Raw genomic sequence first — 25,249 nt, forward strand, 5'->3', positions numbered from 1 at the left:
CGCAGCGTCAGCTACAACATGGTTTTGTCTGTGCGAAAGCGCAGCGTCAGCAACATCATGGTTTTGTCTGTGCGAAAGCGCAGCGTCAGCAACATCATGGTTTTGTCTGTGCGAAAGCGCAGCGTCAGCTACAACATGGTTTTGTCCGTGCGAAAGCGCAGCGTCAGCAACAACATGGTTTTGTCCGTGCGAAAGCGCAGCGTTAGCAACAACTGGAGCGGAGGTAATTTCTCGTTGCTCCAAAATGCCGATCGCTGATAAATTGCTGAGAATCGCTGATAACATCATGAAAATCGCTGATAAATTGCCGGGATCGCTGATAACTTCATGAAAATCGCTGATAAATTGCCAGGAATCGCTGATAACTTCATGGTAATCGCTGATAAATTGCCGGGATCGCTGATAACATCATGGGAATCTCGCGCCCAGACGGAACGGAAAACCCCCTCGTTTTGTCGAAGAGCCCTACTTTTATTTCCAACAAAAAACCTAGCTATCACACCTCGATGGATAGCTAGGTTTTTTTGCTATATCAATTATGCCTTGGCATAATTGCGTCCAGAATCGGCTTTGTGCTTGTGCAAAGCCGATTCCGTGACACCCGCTGAAAAAAGTTAAACTACAAATTTTTCTGCTTCAATCAATTTAACAGAAGCTTCGCGTTTCTTCGCGATTAAGTTGTATGGGTTGTTGCGAGTTAACTTACGTAGTGCAGACAATGTCATGCGTGCCGCATCGCCGTCTGCTGAAGCAAGAATCGTATCTTTAGCTTCTTTTTCAATTTCTGCAAATGCTTCTTGGCAGAAGATTTGAGTGTAAAGTAATTTTTGATGCGCTTTCTCAGCACCGTCACGAGCAATCGCTTTTTCTGTACGTAATACAGCTGATTCCATAGCGAATAGTTGGTTTGCGATATTTGCAATATTCACCAATACTTCTTGCTCTTGATCGAGCTTCGCGCCGTAGCGTTGTGCTGCTAAACCTGCTGCTAATACAGCAATTTTCTTCGCATTTTTCACAAGATATTTTTCTTGTGCTAGCGGCTCTGTTCCTACATCCTCAGGCATTAACATGAGAAGCTCTTGTTGTAAATTTTGAGCGACTTGTAGTAATGGCAATTCACCTTTTAACGCCTTTTTCATAAATGTACCTGGTACAATCATGCGGTTAATTTCATTTGTTCCTTCAAAAATACGATTAATACGAGAATCACGATAAATACGTTCTACTTCATATTCAGCCATAAAGCCGTAACCACCGTGTAATTGAACCGCTTCATCTGCAATGTAATCTAAAGTCTCAGAACCAAATACTTTCGCAATAGAACATTCAATAGCATACTCTGCAATTGCACCAGCAATAACTTTCCCTTGTTTTTGCTCATCTGGGCTTAGCTGACTTAAACGATCCTCAAATAATCCTACTGTACGATAATTTAATGATTCAGATGCATATAATTGTGAAGCCATTGTCGATAATTTTTCTTTTGTTAGGTTGAAATCAGACAGCTTCGTTTTAAATTGCTGACGCTGATTTGTATATTTAATAGCTAGCTCTAGTGCACGTTTCGAACCACCAATTGTTCCAACACCTAGTTTATAGCGACCGATATTTAAAATATTAAAGGCAATAACGTGTCCGCGTCCCACTTCACCTAATAGGTTTTCTACAGGTACTTCTGCATCTTCAAGTACTAATGTACGTGTTGATGAAGATTTGATCCCCATTTTCTTCTCCTCTGGGCCAACCGAAACACCTTTGTAAGCGCGTTCTACGATAAATGCTGTGAATTTTTCGCCATCAATTTTTGTATAGACAACAAATACATCTGCAAAGCCTGCATTTGTAATCCATTGCTTTTCACCATTTAAAATATAATGCGTACCTGCATCATTTAACTTCGCCGTCGTTTTTGCACCTAATGCATCAGAACCTGAACCTGGCTCTGTTAATGCGTAGGCAGCAATTAATTCACCTGACGCAAGCTTTGGTAAATACTTTTTCTTTTGATCTTCATTTCCGAAAAGTACGATTGGTAAAGAACCTATACCTACGTGTGCACCGTGCGTAATAGAGAAGCCACCAGCAACAGACATTTTTTCTGCGATTAATGCAGAAGAAACTTTGTCTAATTCTAGACCCTCATATTCTTCAGGTACATCTGCACCTAGTAAGCCAAGCTCACCTGCGCTTTTTAGTAGACGAACCGAATGCTCAAATTCATGGTTTTCTAATTTTTCAACGACTGGTAACACTTCATTTGCTACATACTCTTCAGTTGTTTTAGCAATCATCTTATGCTCATCTGTGAAATCTTCTGGTGTAAATACACGATCTAATTCCACATCTTCAATAATAAATCCGCCGCCTTTAATGAAATCCGTTGTTTTTTCTGTCATTCTAAATTCCTCCCTATGCATCTATTATTAATGGCTTTTCTTCCCCGATATATAGAAAAGCTTGAAGCACTTTGTCCGGAGGCAACCAGAAACGTCGCACTCCAAGCTGATCTAGCAAACTGTTATCATAAAATCTTTAGATTTAATGAACTATAGAATTTCAAATACTCCTGCAGCACCCATTCCGCCGCCAATACACATTGTCACGACACCGTATTTCTTACCTTGACGCTTCATTTCATGAATAAGCTTTAATGTTAAAATGGCTCCTGTTGCACCGAGTGGGTGACCAACGGCAATTGCTCCACCATTGACATTTACTTTATTTTGATCGATGCCTAAATGACGTACGACCTGTAAGGATTGTGATGCAAATGCTTCGTTAATTTCCCAAAGATCAATGTCATCTATTGATAAACCTGCAATTTCAAGTGCTTTAGGTACTGCCACGATTGGACCAATACCCATCACCTCAGGAGGTACACCGCCAACTGCAAAGCCTAAAAACTTCGCCATTGGTGTAAGCCCTTGCTTTTCAGCCTCCTCACGGTCCATCACAAGTACTGCTGCTGCACCATCAGAAGTTTGAGAAGCATTACCAGCTGTAACACTGCCCTTTACATGGAAGGCTGGACGAAGCTTCGCTAAACCTTCTACAGATGTACCTGGACGTACTCCTTCATCCATGCTAAAAGTGAACTTTTTCACTTGTGGTTTGTTGTTGTCATCCACATAATGCTGCTCCACTTCGATTGGTACGATTTCATCAATGAATTTACCTTCTTTAATCGCTTTTTCTGCAAGCTCGTGTGAACGAACAGCAAATGCATCCTGATCCTCTCGACTTACATTGTACTGACGCGCCACTTCCTCAGCTGTGTGCCCCATCCCCATATAATATTGAGGAGCAGTTTCTGCTAAAGTCGGATTTAAGCGAGGTGTATTACCTACCATTGGCACCATACTCATAGACTCGACGCCACCAGCAACAATCGCCTTAGAATGTCCTAGCATAATCCGCTCTGCTGCAAAAGCAATTGCTTGTAATCCCGATGAACAGAATCTATTAATTGTTAGTGCTGGTGTTGTATCTGGTAGCCCAGCAAGCGCTCCAATATTACGTGCTACGTTCATGCCTTGCTCAGCTTCTGGCATTGCACATCCTAAAATTAAATCGTCAATCGGACCTTCATAGCCTGCTCTTTTTAATGTTTCTTTAACAACAACCGCTCCAAAATCATCTGGTCTAACGGTTGCTAAAGAACCCTTCTTCGCTTTTCCAATCGGAGTTCGTGCTCCTGCTACAATAACGGCTTCACGCATCGTATTAATCCCCCTTTGTTTCATGTGCAAGTATGATTACAGTCTTGAAATTAGTTACGCAGTGGTTTTCCCTTTAAAAGCATGTGCTGCATTCTTTGTTGAGATAACGGATCTGCAACTAAGCTTAGGAATGCCTCACGCTCTAGATTTAATAGGTATTGCTCATCTACTAATGTGCCATATGGAACTTTACCACCAGCTATGACATATGCTAATTTTTTAGCGATTTTTAAATCGTGCTCACTAATAAAGCCTGATTCAAACATTCCTTGCGCACCGATGAGTAGCGTACCGTAGCCTGTTGCTCCGACTACAGGAACTTTCGCAGGTACAGGTGCTTGATAGCCTGCCTCATAAAGTGCTAGTGCTGCTTGCTTTGCATCATGTAGTTGGTGATCTGGGTTAACAGAAATCCCGTCTGCAAAGTTTAAGAAGTTATTGTCACGCGCTTCTTCACCAGATGTCGAAACTTTTGCCATCGCAATTGTTTCAAATACTTTATTAGCAATATGTTGATAGTCTACCTCAACGCCATTTGGTAAGCCTTTGAGGAATTTTTGGTAAAGCGCCTTATTACCGCCACCGCCTGGAATTAATCCAACGCCGACTTCTACTAAGCCCATATACGTTTCCATTGTTGCTTGGATATGTGCAGCTGGTAAGCAGACCTCCGAACCGCCGCCAAGTGTCATGCTAAAAGGTGCTGCCACAACTGGTTTGCGAGAGTATTTAATCTTTTGCATAGCACCTTGGAACGCTTTGATAACGAAGTCTAATTCAAAAACATTATCATCCTGCGCTTCTACTAAAATCATTCCTAGATTAGCACCAACACAGAAGTTTTTCCCTTGGTTACCGATGACTAAGCCTTTATAGTTAGCTTCTACTTCATCGATCGCATAGTTAATCATTTGAATAATGTCTAAGCCTATTGCATTTGATTGTGAATGGAATTCAAGTAATGCAATTCCGTCACCTAAATCTATTAAGCTAGCACCTGTATTTGATTTAATAACACCATGTTTTTTCTTATAGCGTTTTAAGTTAATTTCCTTTTCATTAACTGGCACTTTAACGTATTCAGAGCCATTATAGTATGCTAGGTCACCATCAATTTCCGAATAGAAAGTGTCAAAGCCGCTTGCTAACATATCTTTGACAAATGCTGGTACCTCACGTCCTTCAGACTCCATTTTAGCTACGGATTCTTTTACGCCAATTGCATCCCAAATTTCGAATGGACCTTGCTGCCAACCGAAGCCCCATTTCATGGCATTGTCAATTGCAACAATATCATCAGCAATTTCACCATGTAGCTGTGCTGAATAAATTAACGTTGGAGCGAAAATACCCCATAATAACTCTCCTGTACGATCCTTAGCATATGTTAATGCTTTCACCTTATTTGCTAATCCACGAGTTTGCTTTGCCATTTCGATAGAAGGTGTTTTTAATTTTTTCACTGGGCTATACTCTAATGTGTTTGGATCAATTTCAAGTATTTCCTTGCCTTGCTTTAAGAAGAAACCTTGACCAGATTTTGCTCCTAGCCAGCCGTTTGTAACCATTTTTTGCAGGAATTCTGGTACTGCAAATACTTGCTGCTCTTCACCTGTTGTTTGATCATAGACGTTTTTAGCCACGTGGATAAATGTATCTAAACCAACTACATCCAAAGTTCTGAAGGTTGCAGATTTTGGACGCCCGATTAGGGGACCCGTTACAGAATCCACCTCGCCAACTGAGTAACCACCATTCATCATTTCTTGTAAAGTGATTAGTAAACCATACGTTCCAATTCGGTTGGCAATGAAGTTTGGTGTATCCTTAGCAAGTACAACACCTTTCCCAAGCACATCTTCGCCAAATGTTTTCATAAAGCTTACAACCTCTGGCGCTGTTGTGTTTGCTGGAATGACTTCCAGCAGTTTTAAATAACGAGGCGGGTTGAAAAAGTGCGTTCCCAGGAAATGCTTTTGAAAATCTTCTGAACGCCCTTCTGCCATTGCATTTATGCTTATGCCAGATGTGTTTGAACTAATAATTGTTCCAGGCGCACGTACTGCATCAATTTTTTCATATAGGCTTTGTTTAATCGCTAAATTTTCAACGACAACTTCGATGATCCAATCTACATCTTTTAATTTCTCTAAATCGTCCTCAAAGTTACCAACTGTTAGTAGTGATAAATTTTTCTTAGAAGTAAGTGGTGCCGGCTTTTGCTTTAATAACTTTTGAAGAGCTCCGTTTACGATACGATTTCTTACTGCAGGATGCTCTAAAGAAAGATTCTTTGCTTCTTCCTCTTTTGTTAGTTCCTTCGGCGCAATGTCTAATAATAATGTTGGAATACCGATGTTTGCTAAATGTGCTGCAATTCCAGAGCCCATTACTCCAGAACCTAGAACAGCTGCTTTTTTAATGTTGTAAGTCACAAGCAATTCCCCCTTATTCTCCCATTGAATGAATAGCCATTCATTTTTTGACCAAAAAAATATCAAGTTTACCTTAGTGTATTTTTGTCCAGATTTTGAATTGATCTAGCTCAATTCAAGTTTAACGCGTGGCGTATTCTGTGACATACGACTGAGGCTTATCTTTGTTCAGCTACCATTCTGATTTAGAGGTACATTTCTTCTGCTGAATAAAGATAAAACTACTTTTTCTGTTTTTAGTGTAGAATATTTTGTTTAATTTAGCAATCTTTTTTCACTAATTATTTTTGCAATATACAACTTATTTCGTTTTTTACGAGCGAAAACAAGACAATAAGTAGATATCAATTATTCCAAACAGAAAACTTTCAGGTTGCGATAAAAATGTGTAGAATGGAAAGCGAGGAGAGTGAAATACTAATGAAAACAATTACAACTGCTGACCAATTTAATGAATTGATCTCTGGTGATCAAAAAGTGCTAGTGAAATTTTACGCTGGCTGGTGCCCAGATTGCACACGCATGGATATGTTCATCGATCCAATTATCGAAGAGTACAGCCAATATGACTGGTACGAACTTAATCGCGATGAGCTTCCAGAAATTGCGGATAAATATGATGTAATGGGTATTCCAAGCCTACTAATTTTCCAAAACGGTGAAAAATTAGCACACTTACACAGTGCCAATGCTAAATCACCTCAGCAAGTTACAGAGTTCTTATCTGCACAACAATAATTGAAAAATGGAGCTGCATTTCTTATTGAAATGCAGCTCTTTTTAGAAAGGAGATTATGATGCGCCAGCAATTGTCGCTACTTGGAAAATCACAATATGATGCATCCATTTCACCAAACTATCGTAATTCTGCTTGTGGACCTACAACTGTACACGTAATCTTAAACTATTTAGACGAGACGACTCCTTCGGTAAATGAGCTTTACAAAATTCTTGGTGGCACGAAAATTGGGTTATTTAAATGGCGTCTAATTCGCAATCTTCGCCGGCTTCGTCCAACATGGAATATTCGTGATTGTACATTAAAGGAGGCAATGCAGGAAATCGATACAGGCCGCCCTGTCGCCATACGCTTCGACCGCTATTTCAGCCTAAATTGGCGCGATAAAAAATCTGCCTTCGCCTATCATTGGGTACCTCTCATTGGCTATGAAATACGAAATGATGAGCTGTTTCTAATATTCCATGATAATGGTGGCCCTAATCGTGAAAGTAAAATTCGAACGGCCCCTTTTAAAGATAATGAGAAAGTATTGAACTTTGTAAAAATCACACCGAACTAAGTGAGAGCGTGCCTGCAATGTTTGGACACGCTCTTCTTATAATTATTTACTTTTCTCAAGAATATCCTCTAGAACCTGTGCAAAAATATCTGTTGTTCTATACATTTCTTCCAGCGTATTTTCTATACCTCCCATTTCTACTAATACTGAATTATCATGGAGTTCTTGATTGTAGGTATTTTGAGGATTGACCCCTTTTTCTATAACACCTATTGATAGTCCCGGATATAATTTTTCTAGTTGTTCATGAAGCTGAGTTGCAAATGTTTTATTCGTTTCATAATTCCCACTCGTTTTCGATACGACAAATTTAATTTTTGCGTACTCTTTCCCTTTAATTTCAATTGTGGATTCACGTTTTTTTGTAGAATCTCGATGTATATCAAAAACCATACGAATACTGTCATTTTCAGCTAAGACTTTCTGTAAATTTTCCCGTGAAACTTTATATGAATCCTGAAAATATAAACCTCTTTGTTTTAAGATTCCAGCTATATCTGTCTCATCATGAATTGCTGGAACCTGCAATTCCTTTAATGCTCTACTTAACTCTTTACCTACCAATGTTATATTTTTAGTATCACTATACGCCCGCTCTCTATACACCTGCTGTGCAGAAACCTCTGGAATAAATGATTCTATATTATGTGAATGATAAATATAGACTACAGGTTCTTTTTCGTCCATTGCATAAGACGATGAAGTCCCACCAACACTTTGGACTACGTCTGAAACTTTGCTATTTCCATTAAAGAAGATTAACCATGAAAAAATAAATGCACAAACTAAAACAACGCTTGAAATAACAGAGAATTTTGTTATGATTCTTTTTTTGCCCATGCTCCTTGCTCGTTGTCTAAGAGTATTCTCAGTTGCAGAAACAAACTCCTTTCTAGGATGTTGAGGGTACATTTCTTTCAATATATCAAATAAGTCTTTTTCATTTTGCATTTGTCAAAACCCCCTCTATTTCAATATTCAGTTTTCTTTTAAGCTCTTTTAGGGCTCTATGATAATCAACTTTAACTTTCGCCGCACTACATTGAAGAATTTCCGAAGTCTCTTTAATGGAAAATTCATTAATACCTCGAAGAATGACTACCGCTCTGTAATTAGGTTTTAATTTAGCAATGGCATCATGTATAAACTGTTTTAATTCTGTTACTTCAAACTCCTCTTCAGGCTTCTTTTCATTCGATGAAAACTGATTAAAAAAACCGTCCTTAAATAGTGCCGAAAACCTTTTCTTTCTGTAGTGATCTATTGCCACATGTTTTGCGATCGAAAAAATCCATGTTTTTAAATTATAGTTACTATTAAAATTCGATAAATCTTTTAAGACACGAATGAATACTTCTTGGGTCAAATCCTCCGCATCATTTTGATTTCCCGTAAAACAAACAAGAAATCTATAAACATCTAAGTAATACAAGTTGTAGATTTCAACTATTCTTGATTCTAAGTTATTTGAATCAGTCAATCTTTCCCCTCCTTTTACTTATTTGCTTATAATTCGTTCGAGATTAGGAAAAGGTTACAAAAATTTGTATAAAAAAGCAGAGCATATTTCTATACTCTGCGTGAATAACCTGATGTTTTTTAAATAAGCGAATACAGCGAGCGTGCCTGCTTGGCGATTAATGTATAGCCACGTTGTTCTATTTCTTCGAACGTTTGAGGCTCGTAATTTGGTAATACTAAACTCGCTAAATCTGCCTCGATTGATACGTTTGTTTGAATTGTTGCAAGCTCGTGTGACAAATTAAGCATATCTAAGTTCTCTTTAATTTTCGTACGTTGTCCAGGCTTTAATTCGTCTAATGATGTAAGAACATTTTCGATAGAGCCATACGTTTGAATTAACGTAAGTGCCTGCTTTGGTCCAATCCCTTTTACGCCAGGATAACCATCACTCGAATCTCCCATAAAAGCTTTGACCTGTGCAAATTGAATAGGTTCGATGCCATACTCCTCTTTAAAGCGTGTATGCGTATAAACGTCATATTCTGTGTAGCCTTTTTTCGTAAAAGCAATTTCCGTTGATGGTCTTAAAAGCTGCAGTAAATCCTTGTCTCCACTAATTACCGTAATGTCAGCCTCGTCCTGAAATTTTGTAATCATTGAGCCAATTAAATCATCTGCCTCCATCCCTTTAACACCGAAGTTTTGCCAACCGATTTGTTCAGATAAATTTTTAGCCATATCAAATTGTGGCAACATTTCCTCCGGTGGTGCTGGACGATTAGCCTTATAGCCATCAAATAATTCGTTACGGAATGTATGTGCACCCATATCCCAACAAACGGCAAGATGCGTTGGCTTCATGATAGATTGTGCCGTTAATACATGACGTACAAATCCTTGGGCACCATTAGTCGGTGTCCCATCCGCAAGGCGAATATAATGCCCCATCGCAGCTGAAGCAAAAAATGAACGGAATAATAGCGCCATGCCATCAACAATTAATAATTTTGGTTTTGTTGTCATGATAAATAATCCTCTCTATAACAATACAATGATTGTAGTAATTCATTATTAAGCATTGTTCTATTATAGCAAACTACCACTAAACTTCATTGTAAATATATACAAGCCACTATTCCACATCCCATTTATAACTATCTACTTATCGCGCTGCCTCTTTTTGAAATACGATTGCGATGATCCAATCGAATACCTGTTAGCCAATTTAAAAATGCTGTAACGCCCATCTTAACTGTTTCTGGACGTAGATCTCCTTCCTTTGGATCCGCGTAGATAAAGTCAATATGGCGAACGCCTTCATTTTCTCCAATGAGCTTGAGGATATCAAATAATTCATAGGCAGTTAGTCCACCTGGTGTTGCAGCAGGTACATCTGATGCAAATATAATATCAAGTGCGTCCAAATCTACAGATACGTATATACGATCCACCTCATACATAAGCTGACGAAGCATTTCGCGAATGGTTAGTTGAATACCATCACGACGCATTTGCTTTACCGTAATCATATGTATACCCTGTTCTTTCGCGTAATGAATCATTTCTGGTGAATTGAAAAAGCCGTGCAGCCCGACATTATAAATATGTTTGCCCTCGACAATCCCTGCAGCAATAAGATTCTGAATTGGAGAATCCATAGCTAAGCCAATTTCCTCCTGATTCCGTGCATCCAAATGCGTATCGATTTGAATGATTCCAATTCGTTCCTGTGGAAAAGCATTCTTTATCCCTCTTAGGGAACAAGCCGTAATCGCATGATCTCCACCAATAAGACAGGTGAAACTTTTAGAATAAGTGGTACTTAAGCTTTCTGCCGCAGCTTCTATAGCTGACTCTGAAAGCATTCTATCAGTCTCGTGGATGGCCACATCGCCTACATCAACGACTGCCAATGAGCGCAAATCGACTTGCTCATCTAAATTATAGGATTGAAAGCTTGGCCAAGCCTTCCGAAACGCAGTTGGATACAGTGCTTTTTGGAAAGGTTTACTACCATACGATAATAAAGCACCATATAAAATAATCTCTACATCACTTGGAATTGGATTTTCTATTTGCTTAATCCATTGATGCATAGCTGAGCCCTTTTCTTGTTTATACTGCCATTCTGGTTGAATAAACATGTTAACCTACCTCCTTCACGCCATTTTTCTATAACTATTATAACGTAGGGTTAATTTCTGTTCCGACTGGGCGCTTTGTCTCTGACGCTTCGCTTTCGCACAGAGCAAAGCTTCCTGTGGGCGTCTGATGAGCTGCAAGGAGTCGCCCAGTCGTAACGAAGATCAACTTTGCACATGACATATATTTTAACTTCTTTCAGCTTAAGTCCCCAGCCTCTATAGGTGATGAGATGAATGCGGGTTTAAGTAACTTTTCAGCGGGTCCAAACATCTTTTGAAAGAAGTTAAAGCCTCCCCAACTTTTTGGTGATGAGCCAAATTGAAATCAATTGCCCTATGCTACTTTATTGTTCCGATAAATATACCTAGAGAATTACCTTTGATATTAATAGTACCATTAGTGCATACAGTTTCGTCAAAGTTCAGTATTTTCCCTCTTAAATTCTAAAAAATTCTTCATACTCCATTTCCCCTTATAAAAAAATAGCAAACTAGGCAAATGTGGGCCTACTCGGGGTTCAGTTCATTTCACATTACCCAATCCTTTTCATTATTTCTGGTTGTTGTATATTCAATAAAACACAAAAGATACGAACCCCATCTCCCTATTAGAAAATGTGAGTCTTATTTTACTTGTACGTTATTTCCATCTAGGGTTGTAGCAGGCTCTTCTTTGATGAAGTAATGAATAATTGGTAAGACTAAGAAACTAGCGATTGCACATAATATACCAATTGCTAAGAATGTTTTTTCATTAACTAGAAGCCAAGAAGCACCTGCCGATGCAAACATCATCCCGATATACATTGCAGAACTGTTCAGTGCCATTACGGTTCCCCTAATTTTCGGACTCAATTCTGATATTAAAGCTGTTAACGATGATTGACCTAAACCGATAGATGTACTCCATAAAACATGCACAATAATTGCGGGTACGACATTTTCCGTTAGTAATGAAAAACTAATAACACCAATAGCAGCAATAACAGCTGCTATAGATACAACGGCTTTTTTACCGATTTTGTCAGATAGTTTACCACCAATCACATTACCGATAATACTGCCAACACCCGCTAAAAAAATTACTATTCCTATTTTTCCTACACTGTAATCAAAATTTTCTTTGTAGTATACACCAATATATGAAAACATCCCTTGTAGTCCGATTGTCCATAAGAACGTAGATAATAATGCAAAAAATACAGATTGATTAGTAAATGCTGTCTTAATAGCTGAAACCATTGCAACTGGCACTGATACTGGTATTTGGTTTGTGGCAGGTGTTTTAGGTAGGGCAACTAATGTAATAAAAGTCACTAAAAGTGCTAGAATTCCTATACCATAAAATGTCCATTGCCAATTTCCAATAGACGTTAAGAATGCTCCAATTGGTACACCTAATACAGTTGATCCAACCATTGCCCCCATGATCATACCCATTGCCATTCCGCGCATTTTATATGGTACGTTATCTCCTATCAATGCAAAAATACTTGGCATAACCATAGCACCAGATAAACCAGTTAAAGCGCGAAATATCAAAACTGTATTAAAATCTTGTGTCAGTCCAGTACAAAAGGTACCAACTGAAAAAATAAACATTCCAGTTACAATCATTTGTTTTCGCCCAATTTTATCTGAAATTGACCCAAACAGTGGTGCTGTTAGTCCATAGAATAAAGCGTAAGAGGTAATGAGCCAACCCCCTTTTTCAATTGGTGTTGCTGTTGCTTTCGCAATATCAGGAATCAGTGGTGATACTACTAAAGAATCCATCCCAATAAAGAAAGCTAAAATAGCCAGTGTAAATAACATAGACTTAATTCCTCTATCATTCATATTAATCTCCCTTTACCCTAAATTTTATTTCATATATGAAATAAATAATCAAATTACTTCATATATGAAGTAATTATTTGAAATATATTTCATATATGAAGTATATTTGTAAACAAAAATGTAACTAGTTACATTTTTGTTATTCCCTTTTTATGATCTGATAAAAAATGCTTATAGCCATTGAGCGTTTCTAATAAAGAAATAAATTTTTCTTCATCAAAATAGGAAAAGTTTTCTTTAAGAAATGCTTTGTATTGAATAGCTACTTTTTCTTTAGTTTCTTTTCCTTTTTCAGTTAAGTATACTAAGGTTTCTCTTTGATCAGATGGATTTTTAGTAGTTTTTACGAAACCGTCTCTTTTCATCCTCTGAATAATAGTAGTTACATTACTAGGAGCGCATCCAATTTTCTGATTTAGATCAGACATAGAAGCCCTTTCCGTTTCAGATAATATTTGAATTACCCCAAATTGGACAGTGCTAATGTTGAACTGTTCTAATTCTGTTTCAAGATTGTTCTGTAATTGATGATACACATCTCTAATAACACTGTATAATTCCCTTGCCTCGATTTGCATAGAAAACACCCTTTCTTCAGAGAATGAAGTCTATACTAGACAACTTAGATATAAATAACGATCTTTTTATGCCAAATAATACACATGATGATTTCTCTGAGGTATAAAATATATTTCATATATGAAATATATTCTTTGTGCTATAAAATGTCAATTCTTTTAAGCTCAAAAAAGACAATTGGTGCCCTAAGTGGAATGTATGCAACTGCATACAACAAATGAATTTTTACCACAGAATACTTCAAGTGTATATTTATATAGATATGATCTTCCTTAATCCAACATAGATAGAAAAAAGATGGCTTATCACCAAAACGTGTGGTTGATTTCCGTTCCGACTGGGCGCTTTCCAGGAGGCGTCCGATGAGCCGCTTCACTCGCGTTGCTCGCTCCAGGGTCTCATCTGTGACGCTAATCCCCTAGGAGTCGCCCAGCCTCCACTCCAATCAACCAATATACAGTGCATATATTTTTAAAAATGTCACCCACAACTTTTGGTGATGAGCCAAAAAGATCAAACTTTTTTATAAAAACGAAACTTAGATTTACTAATAAAGAATCCATTTTGATTAATATTTTTTCAAAATGGATTCCTTATATTTATCGTATTAGTCAGTGCGGGTCTTCTTCACCCCATTGATTATCAGTCTTCACCAATCGGGCTTTTACGGGACAAATTTTGGCAAAGCTCCGCTACCTCGTACATCGTATAACTTTGAAAGTTATATTGATTACGTAACTTCTGATAATACTGTAAAAGCTCTTCAAGCATCGCTAAATTTTTTTCCATGTTCTTGCCAAAATTATGAGGGTGCCACCATAAATGATAAAAAGCTTCTGACGTTGCAGCTGCATGCATTCCCTCTTTAATACGTTTAATCTTTAAGCCTTCAAAAAATCGTAATGGGCTACAATATGGCCTTAAAAATGCACTTGAACGAATGTTAATAAAGGAATCCTTTTGCATTTCTTCTATCGTTACTAGATGATTTCCTGTTACATTAACATAAGTATCCAGCCATTTTTTCGCACCTAAGAGCCGACCTTTTTTCGTGAATTTTTGAGGATCATACAAAGGATGTTTTTCATTTCCTCTATAGCATACAAATCCCACTTCCTGACATGCTGGGAAATATGCTTCATTTACTTGATTACGCGGAAATACAATCGACTTCATTGGATTGATATTGTCTTCGCAAATCATTGCAGTAGCATGTAAATCTGCACGAAAATCCGCTTCAGTTTGTCCATTTTCTAAACAGTAAAAATGCGAAAATGTATGGCTTCCTATTTCCTGATGTGGCGTACATTTAATCTTCTCAATTAAGGATTTACCAAAATGTAAGAGATCCTCTTGCTCATTTTCCCCTACTTTTGTAAGTTGTGTATGTGCTGCATAGCGCATGTTTTTATATTTTACCGGGATACCTCGTAAATAATGAGCCATTTCTGCTTTTGTTTCCGCAAACAATAAACCAACCGTTGCCCAGGTCGCATGAATGCCATATTGTTCAAACAACCCTAGTATTTTAGGCAATGCTTCACGTACACCGTATAAGTTTTTATTGTATTGTCCGTATTTAAAGACATCGTGGACACCCCAATTCAGCTCAAAATCTAATGAAATGACAAGTCCCCCACGATTTACTTTGATTGCTACTTCCTCCATTTTTGCACGCCCAGTAACAGTGCACTTATTTTCGATTGGGTAATGTAGCCGGAATAAACATTAACAACCTGTCCACCGAAGCTCTGCTTAAACTCACGAACATTTTGGTCATCTGTCAACTTCCCCATGTCATATAGAGCAAAGCCTTGCTCCTTTAAATGCAATAAATTGTGCCATAGTAAAAAACGATTTGCATAACGAACTGGTCGTTTTAAATGATCTGGCATCAATTGTGAATGACACGTCGCTACATAATAGGACATCGCTTTTTTAGCGTGTACAATATCGAGTCTATAGCATAATGTTTGTCCACAAATACTCCGAATCTCGGACAACCATAGAGCTCCTTTATCTTTTAGGAGCGTAATGGCTTCCATTTGAGATTTACTAATTAGCTCGAGTTTTTTCCTTTTGGCAAAATTATTATAAAACTGCTGAAAGGCTCGTAAATTTTCCTCTGATGGTTCTTTATAAATAAAAACTTGATAGGATTCTTTTTGTGCACGACGTAGTATTTTTCGATTACTTTCTGAAAGAGCAAGATACAATGTTAACTCACTATCTGTAAGGTGAATATGAACCGTTTCACTTTTAACAAGCTTACGGCTCGGTACAAGTGAATGTGTATAACCAACAACTTTCTTTGATTTTCTAACATTGGCTGGCTTTTCTGCAAAATAAAAATGCTGCATTGCGATATTCCATCGCTTACTTTTAATGGACAGAATGAACATCGCCCCCACTCTCTGTGTATTTTTCTACATGATTTCGCTCATAACGAGCACATTTAAAATGTTTCATTCGAGAAATACGTTTATAGCCTAGCTGCAATAATCGTTTACGCTTTCGCCGTTGCCAAAAGCTTGCAGTAACCCAAAGTGTTTGTGCAGGTTTCATTTTTTGGAAAAAAGCTGTTATAATATCGATATTTTTATAAACATCATAGGTTAAAAAATATGTCTGCTTTGGCAATGCTTCAACAATTTGCAATTCATCTACACGCCAGTTCATAGCATGTAACGCAAACGCAACCTTATTCTTTTCAGCAAAGGAATCTTTATAAATGGTGTATCCCTTATAAAATAAAGAAATAGTCTCTTCCTCATCAAGTTGCATCGCCTCTTGTATCGATAACTCCTCAAACAAATCTCCTACAGGTCGATGTGGTGTGACACTATCTGATGGGGATAATTCATACAAATCCACTTGCTTAAAACGAATAATTTTTTCTACGAATAGTTGTCCATATTCTAGCCAATCTTTTACTTTCCCATACTTTACTAAGTAACGTAATTGACCGAGCGTATTGCGTTTCCATTCAACGATCCGATGATTGCCTTTTAAAAATTCCTTTAGTCTTTCCTTCAGCAAAAAACGACTCGCCAATAACTTTGCGCGCTTCGTTCCACTGCTTACGAGCATACGCCTTGTAAAATCAATACTAGAGCGCCAATCGAACTTATAAGGCTCATAGCCAATACTCATATCGAACAATTGATAGTTTTCAGAATAGGTTCGCTTGATCGTTTCCTGATTCACTAATCGGCCGGGCCCAAATATATTAAATGTCGGCTCATGCGCCAAGGCGTAAGTGACATAACGTCCACGACAGCAAATTCCGTAGGTGAAGGCAATCCATTGGTTTTCAAAAACAAGTGCGTCTACCTCGACTTGCAATGCCTCTCCTTTAAGAAGTGTTAAGTGTTCGAAAAAATCCTTTTTCTTGCCTTTCGTAAAATCACTTGTATCTATTTTTTTTGCCCATCGTCGATCAAATAATCTAAACATTTGCCACAGCTCGTCCTGCGAAGGTCTTTTCCGCATTAATGAGCCTAATCTCCGTAGCTTTCGTTCTCTTCTATCTACGCCATGCAATTTTCTACGTTGATTGAAATGATGATGGAAATCTATATCGTGAAAGACAAGATACGGTGTTACAACACGAAAAATACTCGGGCGTAACTGCCTTTCAACAAAATATTGTTCGATCACCTTTGTAGACTCTTTGCTTTCCAATAATCCATGAAACGAAAATATGACATGTTTATGCTTTTCGATGAGCTGATCAAATACAAAGGTCGTAGCGGGTAACAGCCATTCTTTTTTCGCTACAACACCTGAATAATTCGCAATATTTTCTCCCGCAAAGGAATAAATTCTTATCCCCCACCGAAGTTGAACCGTGAATGGGAAAAAGGCAATGATCTGACCATCTTCCTCAACAGCATAGAGCTCAACACGCGCTCTTCGCCCAACAATTTGCCACCAGTTATAAAACCAAGCAAACTCTATAAATGGATTATCATTAACCTCAGCTGCTAAAATTTCATCCCAAATATCCTTGTACCACATAAGCTCATCATCTGTTCGAATACGAATTAATTGCAAATTAATCACCTTTCTTTGCCGACTTTGATACAGCCTGTTCGTAGACAAATAGAGTTTTCTGATACATTGGTAGAAACGTAAAATTCCTTAAAAAGCGGCGTTCACTAGCGTCCCCCATTTGTTGACGCAAATTCTCATCCACTAACAATTGTTTGATCCTTTTCTTTAGTAAACCTGAATCATCTCGGTTAATTAAAAATCCATTCTCCTGATCAGAAATTAGCTCATTGACGCCACCTACATTTGTGGCGATAATCGGAAGCCCTGCCCGCATTGCTTCAATAATTGAAATCGGTAAGCCCTCCCAATCCGATAGCAAGACAAACAAATGGCTTTCCTCAAGCGAAGATATGACATCTAATTGATTGCCCAAAAACGAGACACGATCCGTTAAGCCTTTATTAACAACAAATTTTTCTAAATCAGGACGTAACGAGCCATCACCAATCAATTGAAGACGCCAAGGAATATCAGAAAGCTCCGCTAAAGCCTCTAACAATAAATCTTGTCTTTTTGGCACTTCAAAGCGAGCAACCATGACAATGAGTGGATGCTCCTCTTTCTCTCTATTAGGGGCTACTCGCATTTCTTTTTGCTCGATGCCATTATGAATCGTCAGCATTTTATGAGCAGGCGCAATTCTTTTCGTTAATGCTAGCTTACGATCATAGTCAGATACCGTAATAATTTTAGCTGTTAACGGCTGAACTGACTTTTCCATTCGACTATACATAAGCTTTTTCTTATGCGGTACGCCCTCTGTAAAACTCCAACTATGGGCCGTAAAAACAGTTGGTATGCGTAAAAGACTACCTACCACACGTCCAATTGCGCCCGCCTTCGATGAATGTGCTGCAATAATATGTGGTTTTACTTTTTTAAATACCGCCCTCAATTGCCAAAAGGTCTGTAAATCTTTTTTTAAATGAATTGCTCGCTGCATGGCTGGGATACTGATAACATCAATTTTTTCTTCTTCTAAGCGCCATAATGATGGATCATAAAGACCTGTTACAATAGTTACCTCGTGAGCGTCTTGCTTTAATTTTATGGCAAGTGCCTCCACATGCTTTTGCGCTCCTCCAATTTTATCCATACGTGTTATAAGCTGAACGATCTTCAGTACTAACACTCCTTATTTTTTAATAAGCACCAGTTCTGGCTAACACTACGTAAAGTGTTTTGATGATAATTTTCAAATCCATCCAGAAGGAATAATTTTCAACGTATTCTAGGTCATATGAAATTTTTTGTCCGTGAGAAATATTAGAGCGGCCGTTAATTTGTGCAAGCCCTGTTAAACCTGGCTTTACTTCTAAACGTCGTGCCTGTTCAGTGTTATAAGCATTTGTGATAGTTGGAACTTCTGGTCGTGGTCCAACAATACTCATATCTCCTTTTAAGACATTAATGAGCTGTGGAATTTCATCAATACTTAACTTCCGAAGAATAGCCCCAACCTTCGTGATTCGTGTATCCTGTTCAGTTTTAAAGTAATAATCATCCGGAATACCGTCTGCACAAATAGTAGGCATCTTTACCGGAACTGCCTGTATGGTCATTGTCCGTAGCTTCCAAATAACAAAGCGCTGATGATCCAAGCCTGTACGGATTTGTTTAAAGAAAAAAGGGCGGCCTGTGCTAATAAGTAAAATGAGGAATACAGCTAACATAAGAGGAATGGTCATGAAAAATAATAGGAGTGCCCCCGTAATATCAAAAATTCTCTTCCCATACTGACTATAAAATGTGATAGTTTGAGCTGACTGCTCGTGCAATTCATCATCCTTTACATTTTTTTTGCACTTAACTTTATATATTCATCTGGGACATATATAGAACTACTTTCGAAAAGCATTTACATAATAAAATATAAAAATTAAGTCAAATGGACCATAACGTGGGGGATTTCCGTTTCAGCTTATATACATGGCATACATTTTTAACAAATGTGATGAGTCAAAAAAGGAGTTATTTCAAAAACATTTTTGAATAACTCCTCCCATTTTTATATGTTCAGCCATTAAATGAGCTGTTCCTTTTTACCCTTGTATAATTTGCACATCGCACGTAATTTGAACATTTCCTTTTAATGCCTTACTAATCATACAAGTTTGTTCAGCCTTCTCAGCTAATCGAACCATTCGTTTTTGCTCACGTTCAGATAAATCTTGTACAACAATTCTTGGCTTATGTACGATTTTCTCATAAGTAAAAATACCATTCGTAACATCAACAAAACCTTCAGCTTGCATAGACAAATCCAACACAGCAATCTTCGAATTTTCAAGTAGCGTAGCCAGTGTAATTAAATAGCAAGTGGCTGCTGCTCCAAGCAGCATTTCATCAGGATTTGTCCCAATCCCTGGCCCATTCATTTCTCGAGGAATAGAAATTTCCGTTTTTAAATTGTCCGCAACAATATTACCTGCCCCATTTCTCCCCTCCGACCATTTTAAATCCATACTAAATAAATGTTGAACCATAAAAAATCCTCCTTTTGATTTTGTAGTATAAGAGTTACTTACATATCTTTGGCTTACCCGAGCGGTTCGGGGCGCTACCCGATCACTTTTTCGGCTTACCCGAGCGGTTCGGGGCGTTACCCGATCACTTTCTCGGCTTACCCGAGCGATTCGGAGCGTTACCCGATCACTTTTGCTCCTTACCCGAGCGGTTCGAGGCGCTACCCGATCACTTTTTCGGCTTACCCGAGCGGTTTGGGGCTTTACCCGATCACTTTTGCCCCACACCCGAGCGGTTCGAATCTCCCCCCAAATCAAAATGAAAACCACCCTCCCGTTATAGTGATAAGCCTTATAAAAAGTAATATTACTATTTCAAGAGAATAGATAGGTTAAATGAACACTAATTTTTTATCATAGATAGGGCTATTCCCACAACACATCAGTCAGAGGCTTTGGTCCAACAAATGTTTTTTTCTGCGAAAGCATAGTGCTAACGTAGCTTCAGCAACATGATGTTGGTCACTCAATCTTGTATTGTTGTTGTTGCTGTCGCTTCGCTTTCGCACAGATAAAACCGTGTTGCTGTCGCTTCGCTTTCACACAGATAAAACCGTGTTGCTGTCGCTTCGCTTTCGCACAGATAAATTGTCACAGGACGTGGCTTTCTTAGGCTGAGTTCCTCTATTTCAGCGGATGTTTGGACACTCCTTAAAAATCACCAGAACAATAATAAAACATCAAAAACTTTAAGAAAAACAGAAAAGCTAATTTTATGGTAGAATAGAAAAAACAATTCTTTAGGAGATTTAATAATGATTTTAACAAAGCAACAAGCAGTACAAGCACTTAAAAAGAACAAATTTATCGGTTTTACTATTACAACAGGAAATATTATTATGAAAAAAATGAATAAAACCGATTATAATATTTTTGTTTTTGAAGAAGGCAAAGATAAACCATTGCGTTATGTAGGTTCTATTATGAACGTAATGGCTACAATGAGCGACAAAGCTTCAAATAAGGATTTTGTCATTGTGGAACAGCTTCCTACTCAAAATAATGAAGAGGCTAAGACTGAAGAGAAAGATGAAGTCAAAGAAGCAGCTAAACCAGTTGAAAAAAACGAGGTTAAAGAAGCAACTAAACCTGTAGAGAAAAATGAAGTTCAAAAAGAAGAAACAGCTGACTTCAATGAAGAAAGACGTGCTATTTCAGGCTATGAGGGCATTTATGATGTTACAGCGAGTGGTCGTATCATTACAGTGCGCGAAAATCGTCCATTAGCTCGATGCAATGATGAATATGGTTTCCATATTGTTCGACTAACAAAGGACGGCTCTGCTTCAAGTCACAATGTGTTTGAAGTTTGGAAACAGGCATATCCTGAACTTGAACAAACAAATTTTAAAGGTGCTTTAAAAGCAAAGTATGGCACAGGCTGCAAGCTTAGTGATAAACCAGGTATACACTTTTAATGATCTAGCCAAATAAAGATAAAAAATCCTCAGCGTCGCTTCATTAACGCTGGGGATTTTTTAAATTAATAAAGGCAATAGCGATAAATGCCATAGATGAATAAAACTACGCCCTTGTAATTGGTGATATTTTAACCAATTGTTTTCTTGGCGGTATATCTTTTTCTTTTTAAATAATTGAATTATTGTGATCCTCTCTACCCTTTGAAATCCTAACTGCATTAGCGCTCGTCGTCTTTTCCCTTCATACCAATAAGCTGATGTACAGACGGTTCTTCCTTCCTCCTGCACTTTAGCAAAGATATCGGACAGCTGATGATTATTTCCCTGAATGTATGAAACATTGGATGGAAGCTTGTGTGTAAATCCGGTCGCTTCTTCACAAAATAGTTGATCATGTCTTAAATAAGCTATTTCGTTTGTGCTATTTCTGAAAATCCGATAGCCCTTATGATAGTTCGAAACATAGTTAGCACGTTTATTACTTGCCATGACATCCCGAATACAAACTTCATTAAAGCTTGATGTAGGTTGACATCGACCATTCTCAGCAACATAAATATCAAAAATATGAATAGCTATCATGCGATTAATCGCCTTCTTGAAAGAATGGAACCAATCCTTTGGACGGGCATTTTTAAAAAAATAGCGTAGCTCTCCTAATCGATCTCGTTTCAATTTTACGAGCTGATGCTTATTCGTTAATTGACCTTTCAATCTAGCAAACAAAACCATTATCAGTCTTAAAGTGCGTTCCCTTTTGCCTTTCGTACTCATCATAAATTTTCTAGTAAAATCAACATGTGTGTACCATTCAAACTTATAGGGCTCATAACCACTGCCTAAATCATAGAAACGATAGTTCGAAGCATGTGCTTTGAGCATATTTTCTCGCTCTATTAAACGACCTGGTCCAAAAATATTGAAATCAGGCTCATGTCCCATCGCCTGACAAAAATTCCGATCCCTACAGCAAAGATCAATGGTAAAGCCGATCCAATGCCCCTCAAATTGAAGACTATCTACTTCTACTCGTAAAGCGTTACATTTCTCCGTTGCCAAACGCTCAAAAAAGCGCCGCGTTTGTTGTTCTGTAAATCCACTTTTATCGATCTTCTTCTGCCATCTTCTCGCAAACAAGTCAAACATGCCCACTAACCTTTCACAATGTACCTCTTGAAAGGTTACTTGACCAAGTGCCTGTAACTTTTTTTCACGCCGATGAATCGTTTTAAATTTTTTTCGATGCTTATAGAGAAAATCCTCAAGTTTTATAGATTGAAAATCAATATAAGAAGTGACCGTACGAAAAATAGAATGAGGTACCTGATGCTCTATTGCATATTTTTCTAATATTTGAGATGTATTTTTACTTTCCAATAAGCCATGTAACGCTATAATAAACCGTTTATATTTCCGAGAAAGCTCCTTTAGTAAGTATTCAATCGCAGGTTCTTTCCATTGCTTCTCTGCAATGACTTCCATATAAGTAGCTAACCCTTGTCCTAAAAAAACAAAATACTGTATACCACCAAATCGTACACAACGAACAAATGGGAAAAATGCTACTGCTACACCTTTTTGCTCGACTATGTAAATCTCTACATTGTCATTAACACCTAACGTCGTCCACCATGTCGAAACCCATTCAAACTCAATGAATGGATTATCGTTTTTTTCACGTTCAAGTATCTCTGACCAAGTACTTTTATAGGACTCTAACTCTTCAATCGTTGTTACGAGTCTATAAGATAGCACGTCCTGAATCACTCCTTTTTATTTTACGGCTCATCAATATGTTGTTTTCCGTTCCAACTAAGGCCATCAAATAACAAATTTAACACTTAATAGCTACTATATTCCTAGCATTTATCTTATAGAACCCTTTCGAATTGAATGACCATAAACAAAAAACCTAAATCCAGCAAAATACTGAACTTAGGTCTACAAATAGCATCTTTTATACCTCTAGCATCGTTGAATGTTCCTTTTTAACTGCATTTGCCATATGCGTTGTTGCAATATAGCTTAATGTCATACCAGGTCCCAATGTTGCGCCTGGTCCTGGATATGTTTCGCCCATAATAGAGGCTGAACAATTTCCTGAGGCATACAAACCTTCAATTGCCGTACCATCTGCTCGTACAACACGAGCTTGTTCGTCCACCACTAATCCACCCTTCGTTCCAATATCTCCTGGATATAAACGAAGTGCATAAAATGGAGCATTCTCCAGTTCTGCCAAGTTTGGATTTTTCAATGTAGGATCTCCATAATAATTATCATAGGCACTATCGCCTCGAAGGAAATCATCATCATGACCATTACGAGCAAAAGCATTAAAACGCTCTACAGTGTCCACTAAATTTTCTGGAGGAACATTCATTTGCCATGCAAGCTCTTCAATTGTTTGCGCACTTCTCACGATACCCTTATCAAACCAACTTTTCGGGAAAGCTTGCCCTGGGAAAAGCCCAGTGAAAATATAACGACTCTTTGCTGTTGCATCAATTACTATCCAAGAAGGTATCGCTTTGTTTGTTTTTTGATGGTGGATATGCATATTGTCTACAAATTCATGATAAGGTGCCGCTTCGTTTAAATAACGTTTTCCTGCACTATCTACAACCATCATATTAGGAACTCCTCGATCTGCAACTAAGAAGAAAGGATGTCCTTGTGGATCAATAACGGAAGGTGCTCCCCAAACTTTATCCATTAAATCTAGTGTCGCCCCTATTTTCACACTTGGCTCGATAATGTCACCCGTTTGTCCTTCTGGCGTAGAAGTCCAATTTGCGTTTGTTGGTACTGGCAAATATTTTTCGCGATATGCTTGATTATGAGAAAAACCACCTGAAGAAAGCACAACTCCACGCTTTGCTTCAATACGCATTTCCTGCCCATCTCGCTCTACAACGATTCCAGTCACCCGATTATTTACAACGATGAAATCTTTAAAAGCAGTCGAGATCCACAGCTCTCCATTCGCTTCAGCAAGTGACATTCGTAAACGAGCAATTAATGCCTCCCCTAATGCAACAAGCATACTTCCTGTAACTTTCGACTTCACCAATCGCATGCCTAGTTTTAACGCTGTCGTTTTCCCCTTTGTTGTACGTCTAATCATATTTACCTTATGAAATTCATAGCTATTCATCGTAAAACCTTTAGTGGACATTGTCGCACGACGCATCGTCTCTGCTAATGAGCCCATATTCTTCAAATCAAAAATACGTGGCTCAATTGACCGTCCTTGAGGTAAGCCACCTGGTTTTTCAGGATAATAATCTGAATAACCTTTAGCATATTGGAAACGCATATGCCTCGTATGATTATTTAAAAACGTTAACATTTCTGGTCCCCGTGTAATATAAGCTTCCTTCAAAGCCTCTGGCACACGATTGCCAATCGTTGAATCTAAGTATAAACGCGCTAGTTTATGTGTATCTGGAACACCCTCACCTTTAATCACATGATTATTTGGAATCCATAGTGCACCACCAGACAAGGCAGAAGCCCCACCATAACGATCTGTCTTTTCAATGACTAGTGATTTCATGCCCTGAAGCTTTGCTGTCAGACCTGCTGTTAATCCTGCTGCTCCTGAACCTACGACAACTACATCATAACTCGCATCCCATTCCATACTTACATTCCTCACCTTCATTAGTAGTAACTAAATCAATGAATCTGGTATTACTTAAAGAGTATAAAGTTAAATGAATTTTCAGTCAATTAAACCTTATTATAATTCGTTGTTAAT

General features: G+C 38.1%; 24 protein-coding genes. 4 read left to right on the forward strand and 20 right to left on the reverse strand.

The annotated features are described in order from the left end of the window. Positions 1-331: hypothetical protein (locus tag QRN68_RS22250; protein ID WP_285399272.1), on the forward strand; the 331-nt coding region annotated here is incomplete at its 5' end. 283 nt (positions 332-614) lie between these two features. On the opposite strand, the gene QRN68_RS22255 is transcribed toward QRN68_RS22250, so the two are convergent. The 3 genes from QRN68_RS22255 to QRN68_RS22265 form a co-directional block, all read right to left on the reverse strand. Further along, the gene (locus QRN68_RS22255) at positions 615-2,399 is read right to left on the reverse strand and encodes an acyl-CoA dehydrogenase family protein (RefSeq protein WP_285399273.1); all 1,785 of its coding nucleotides are present in this window, start codon (positions 2,397-2,399) and stop codon (positions 615-617) included. A 150-nt stretch (positions 2,400-2,549) separates the two neighbouring features. Further along, positions 2,550-3,722 carry an acetyl-CoA C-acetyltransferase gene (locus QRN68_RS22260; protein ID WP_285399274.1) on the reverse strand — a complete coding sequence of 391 codons (1,173 nt, stop codon included), beginning with the start codon at positions 3,720-3,722 and terminating at the stop codon, positions 2,550-2,552. A gap of 50 nt (positions 3,723-3,772) precedes the next feature. After that, positions 3,773-6,157, reverse strand: a complete 2,385-nt coding sequence (locus QRN68_RS22265) for a 3-hydroxyacyl-CoA dehydrogenase/enoyl-CoA hydratase family protein (protein ID WP_285399275.1) — start codon at positions 6,155-6,157, stop codon at positions 3,773-3,775. A 420-nt stretch (positions 6,158-6,577) separates the two neighbouring features. Here QRN68_RS22265 and QRN68_RS22270 point away from each other — a divergent pair, with 420 nt between their 5' ends. Then, complete coding sequence (locus QRN68_RS22270) at positions 6,578-6,895, forward strand: thioredoxin family protein (protein ID WP_285399276.1); 318 nt, start codon at positions 6,578-6,580, stop codon at positions 6,893-6,895. Between the two features lie 59 nt (positions 6,896-6,954). Continuing rightward, a complete protein-coding gene (locus QRN68_RS22275; RefSeq protein ID WP_285399277.1) occupies positions 6,955-7,458 on the forward strand; it encodes a C39 family peptidase in 504 nt (167 codons plus the stop codon). A gap of 42 nt (positions 7,459-7,500) precedes the next feature. On the opposite strand, the gene spoIIP is transcribed toward QRN68_RS22275, so the two are convergent. From spoIIP to QRN68_RS22350, 15 genes are all read right to left on the reverse strand, one after another. Next, positions 7,501-8,409, reverse strand: coding sequence for a stage II sporulation protein P (gene spoIIP / locus QRN68_RS22280; protein ID WP_285399278.1), 909 nt, complete (start codon positions 8,407-8,409; stop codon positions 7,501-7,503). Beyond that, positions 8,399-8,938 (reverse strand): RNA polymerase sigma factor, encoded by a 540-nt coding sequence (locus QRN68_RS22285; protein ID WP_285399280.1) that lies wholly within the window; start codon positions 8,936-8,938, stop codon positions 8,399-8,401. The genes spoIIP and QRN68_RS22285 overlap by 11 nt, the downstream gene beginning before the upstream one ends. Positions 8,939-9,057: 119 nt before the next feature. Continuing rightward, positions 9,058-9,945, reverse strand: a complete 888-nt coding sequence (locus tag QRN68_RS22290) for a 5'-3' exonuclease (RefSeq protein WP_285399282.1) — start codon at positions 9,943-9,945, stop codon at positions 9,058-9,060. 131 nt (positions 9,946-10,076) lie between these two features. Beyond that, positions 10,077-11,066 (reverse strand): agmatinase family protein, encoded by a 990-nt coding sequence (locus tag QRN68_RS22295; RefSeq protein ID WP_285399284.1) that lies wholly within the window; start codon positions 11,064-11,066, stop codon positions 10,077-10,079. Between the two features lie 37 nt (positions 11,067-11,103). Further along, entirely contained in the window at positions 11,104-11,247 is a 144-nt protein-coding gene (locus tag QRN68_RS22300; protein WP_285399286.1) for a hypothetical protein, read from the reverse strand. Positions 11,248-11,690: 443 nt separating this feature from the next. Further along, positions 11,691-12,905 (reverse strand): MFS transporter, encoded by a 1,215-nt coding sequence (locus tag QRN68_RS22305; protein ID WP_285399288.1) that lies wholly within the window; start codon positions 12,903-12,905, stop codon positions 11,691-11,693. Positions 12,906-13,033: 128 nt separating this feature from the next. Beyond that, on the reverse strand, positions 13,034-13,483 hold the full coding sequence (locus tag QRN68_RS22310) for a MarR family winged helix-turn-helix transcriptional regulator (protein ID WP_285399289.1): 450 nt from the start codon (positions 13,481-13,483) through the stop codon (positions 13,034-13,036). A gap of 140 nt (positions 13,484-13,623) precedes the next feature. After that, positions 13,624-13,860: a hypothetical protein gene (locus tag QRN68_RS22315; protein WP_285399290.1), complete on the reverse strand. Its 237-nt coding sequence runs from the start codon at positions 13,858-13,860 to the stop codon at positions 13,624-13,626. 266 nt (positions 13,861-14,126) lie between these two features. After that, positions 14,127-15,152: a polysaccharide deacetylase family protein gene (locus tag QRN68_RS22320; protein ID WP_285399292.1), complete on the reverse strand. Its 1,026-nt coding sequence runs from the start codon at positions 15,150-15,152 to the stop codon at positions 14,127-14,129. Next, on the reverse strand, positions 15,140-15,886 hold the full coding sequence (locus QRN68_RS22325) for a hypothetical protein (protein ID WP_285399293.1): 747 nt from the start codon (positions 15,884-15,886) through the stop codon (positions 15,140-15,142). Before QRN68_RS22325 ends, QRN68_RS22320 begins: the two co-directional genes overlap by 13 nt. Beyond that, positions 15,867-17,549 (reverse strand): GNAT family N-acetyltransferase, encoded by a 1,683-nt coding sequence (locus QRN68_RS22330; RefSeq protein WP_285399294.1) that lies wholly within the window; start codon positions 17,547-17,549, stop codon positions 15,867-15,869. The genes QRN68_RS22325 and QRN68_RS22330 overlap by 20 nt, the downstream gene beginning before the upstream one ends. Continuing rightward, on the reverse strand, positions 17,542-18,636 hold the full coding sequence (locus QRN68_RS22335; protein WP_285399296.1) for a glycosyltransferase family 4 protein: 1,095 nt from the start codon (positions 18,634-18,636) through the stop codon (positions 17,542-17,544). Before QRN68_RS22335 ends, QRN68_RS22330 begins: the two co-directional genes overlap by 8 nt. A gap of 46 nt (positions 18,637-18,682) precedes the next feature. Further along, a complete protein-coding gene (locus tag QRN68_RS22340) occupies positions 18,683-19,318 on the reverse strand; it encodes a sugar transferase (protein WP_285399297.1) in 636 nt (211 codons plus the stop codon). 264 nt (positions 19,319-19,582) lie between these two features. Then, positions 19,583-20,026, reverse strand: a complete 444-nt coding sequence (locus tag QRN68_RS22345; RefSeq protein WP_285399298.1) for an SACOL1771 family peroxiredoxin — start codon at positions 20,024-20,026, stop codon at positions 19,583-19,585. 505 nt (positions 20,027-20,531) lie between these two features. Continuing rightward, positions 20,532-20,660, reverse strand: a complete 129-nt coding sequence (locus QRN68_RS22350; RefSeq protein ID WP_285399300.1) for a hypothetical protein — start codon at positions 20,658-20,660, stop codon at positions 20,532-20,534. A gap of 160 nt (positions 20,661-20,820) precedes the next feature. Between QRN68_RS22350 and QRN68_RS22355 the strand changes: the two genes are divergently transcribed. After that, complete coding sequence (locus QRN68_RS22355; RefSeq protein ID WP_285399301.1) at positions 20,821-21,483, forward strand: NUMOD4 domain-containing protein; 663 nt, start codon at positions 20,821-20,823, stop codon at positions 21,481-21,483. Positions 21,484-21,543: 60 nt separating this feature from the next. Here QRN68_RS22355 and QRN68_RS22360 read toward each other — a convergent pair whose 3' ends face one another. Continuing rightward, positions 21,544-23,241 carry a GNAT family N-acetyltransferase gene (locus QRN68_RS22360; protein WP_285399303.1) on the reverse strand — a complete coding sequence of 566 codons (1,698 nt, stop codon included), beginning with the start codon at positions 23,239-23,241 and terminating at the stop codon, positions 21,544-21,546. A gap of 202 nt (positions 23,242-23,443) precedes the next feature. Beyond that, positions 23,444-25,132: an FAD-dependent oxidoreductase gene (locus QRN68_RS22365; protein WP_285399304.1), complete on the reverse strand. Its 1,689-nt coding sequence runs from the start codon at positions 25,130-25,132 to the stop codon at positions 23,444-23,446. Between the last annotated feature and the right edge of the window lie 117 nt (positions 25,133-25,249).

Source organism: Lysinibacillus sp. fls2-241-R2A-57 (genome assembly GCF_030209535.1).
Classification (GTDB): Bacteria; Bacillota; Bacilli; order Bacillales_A; family Planococcaceae; genus Lysinibacillus.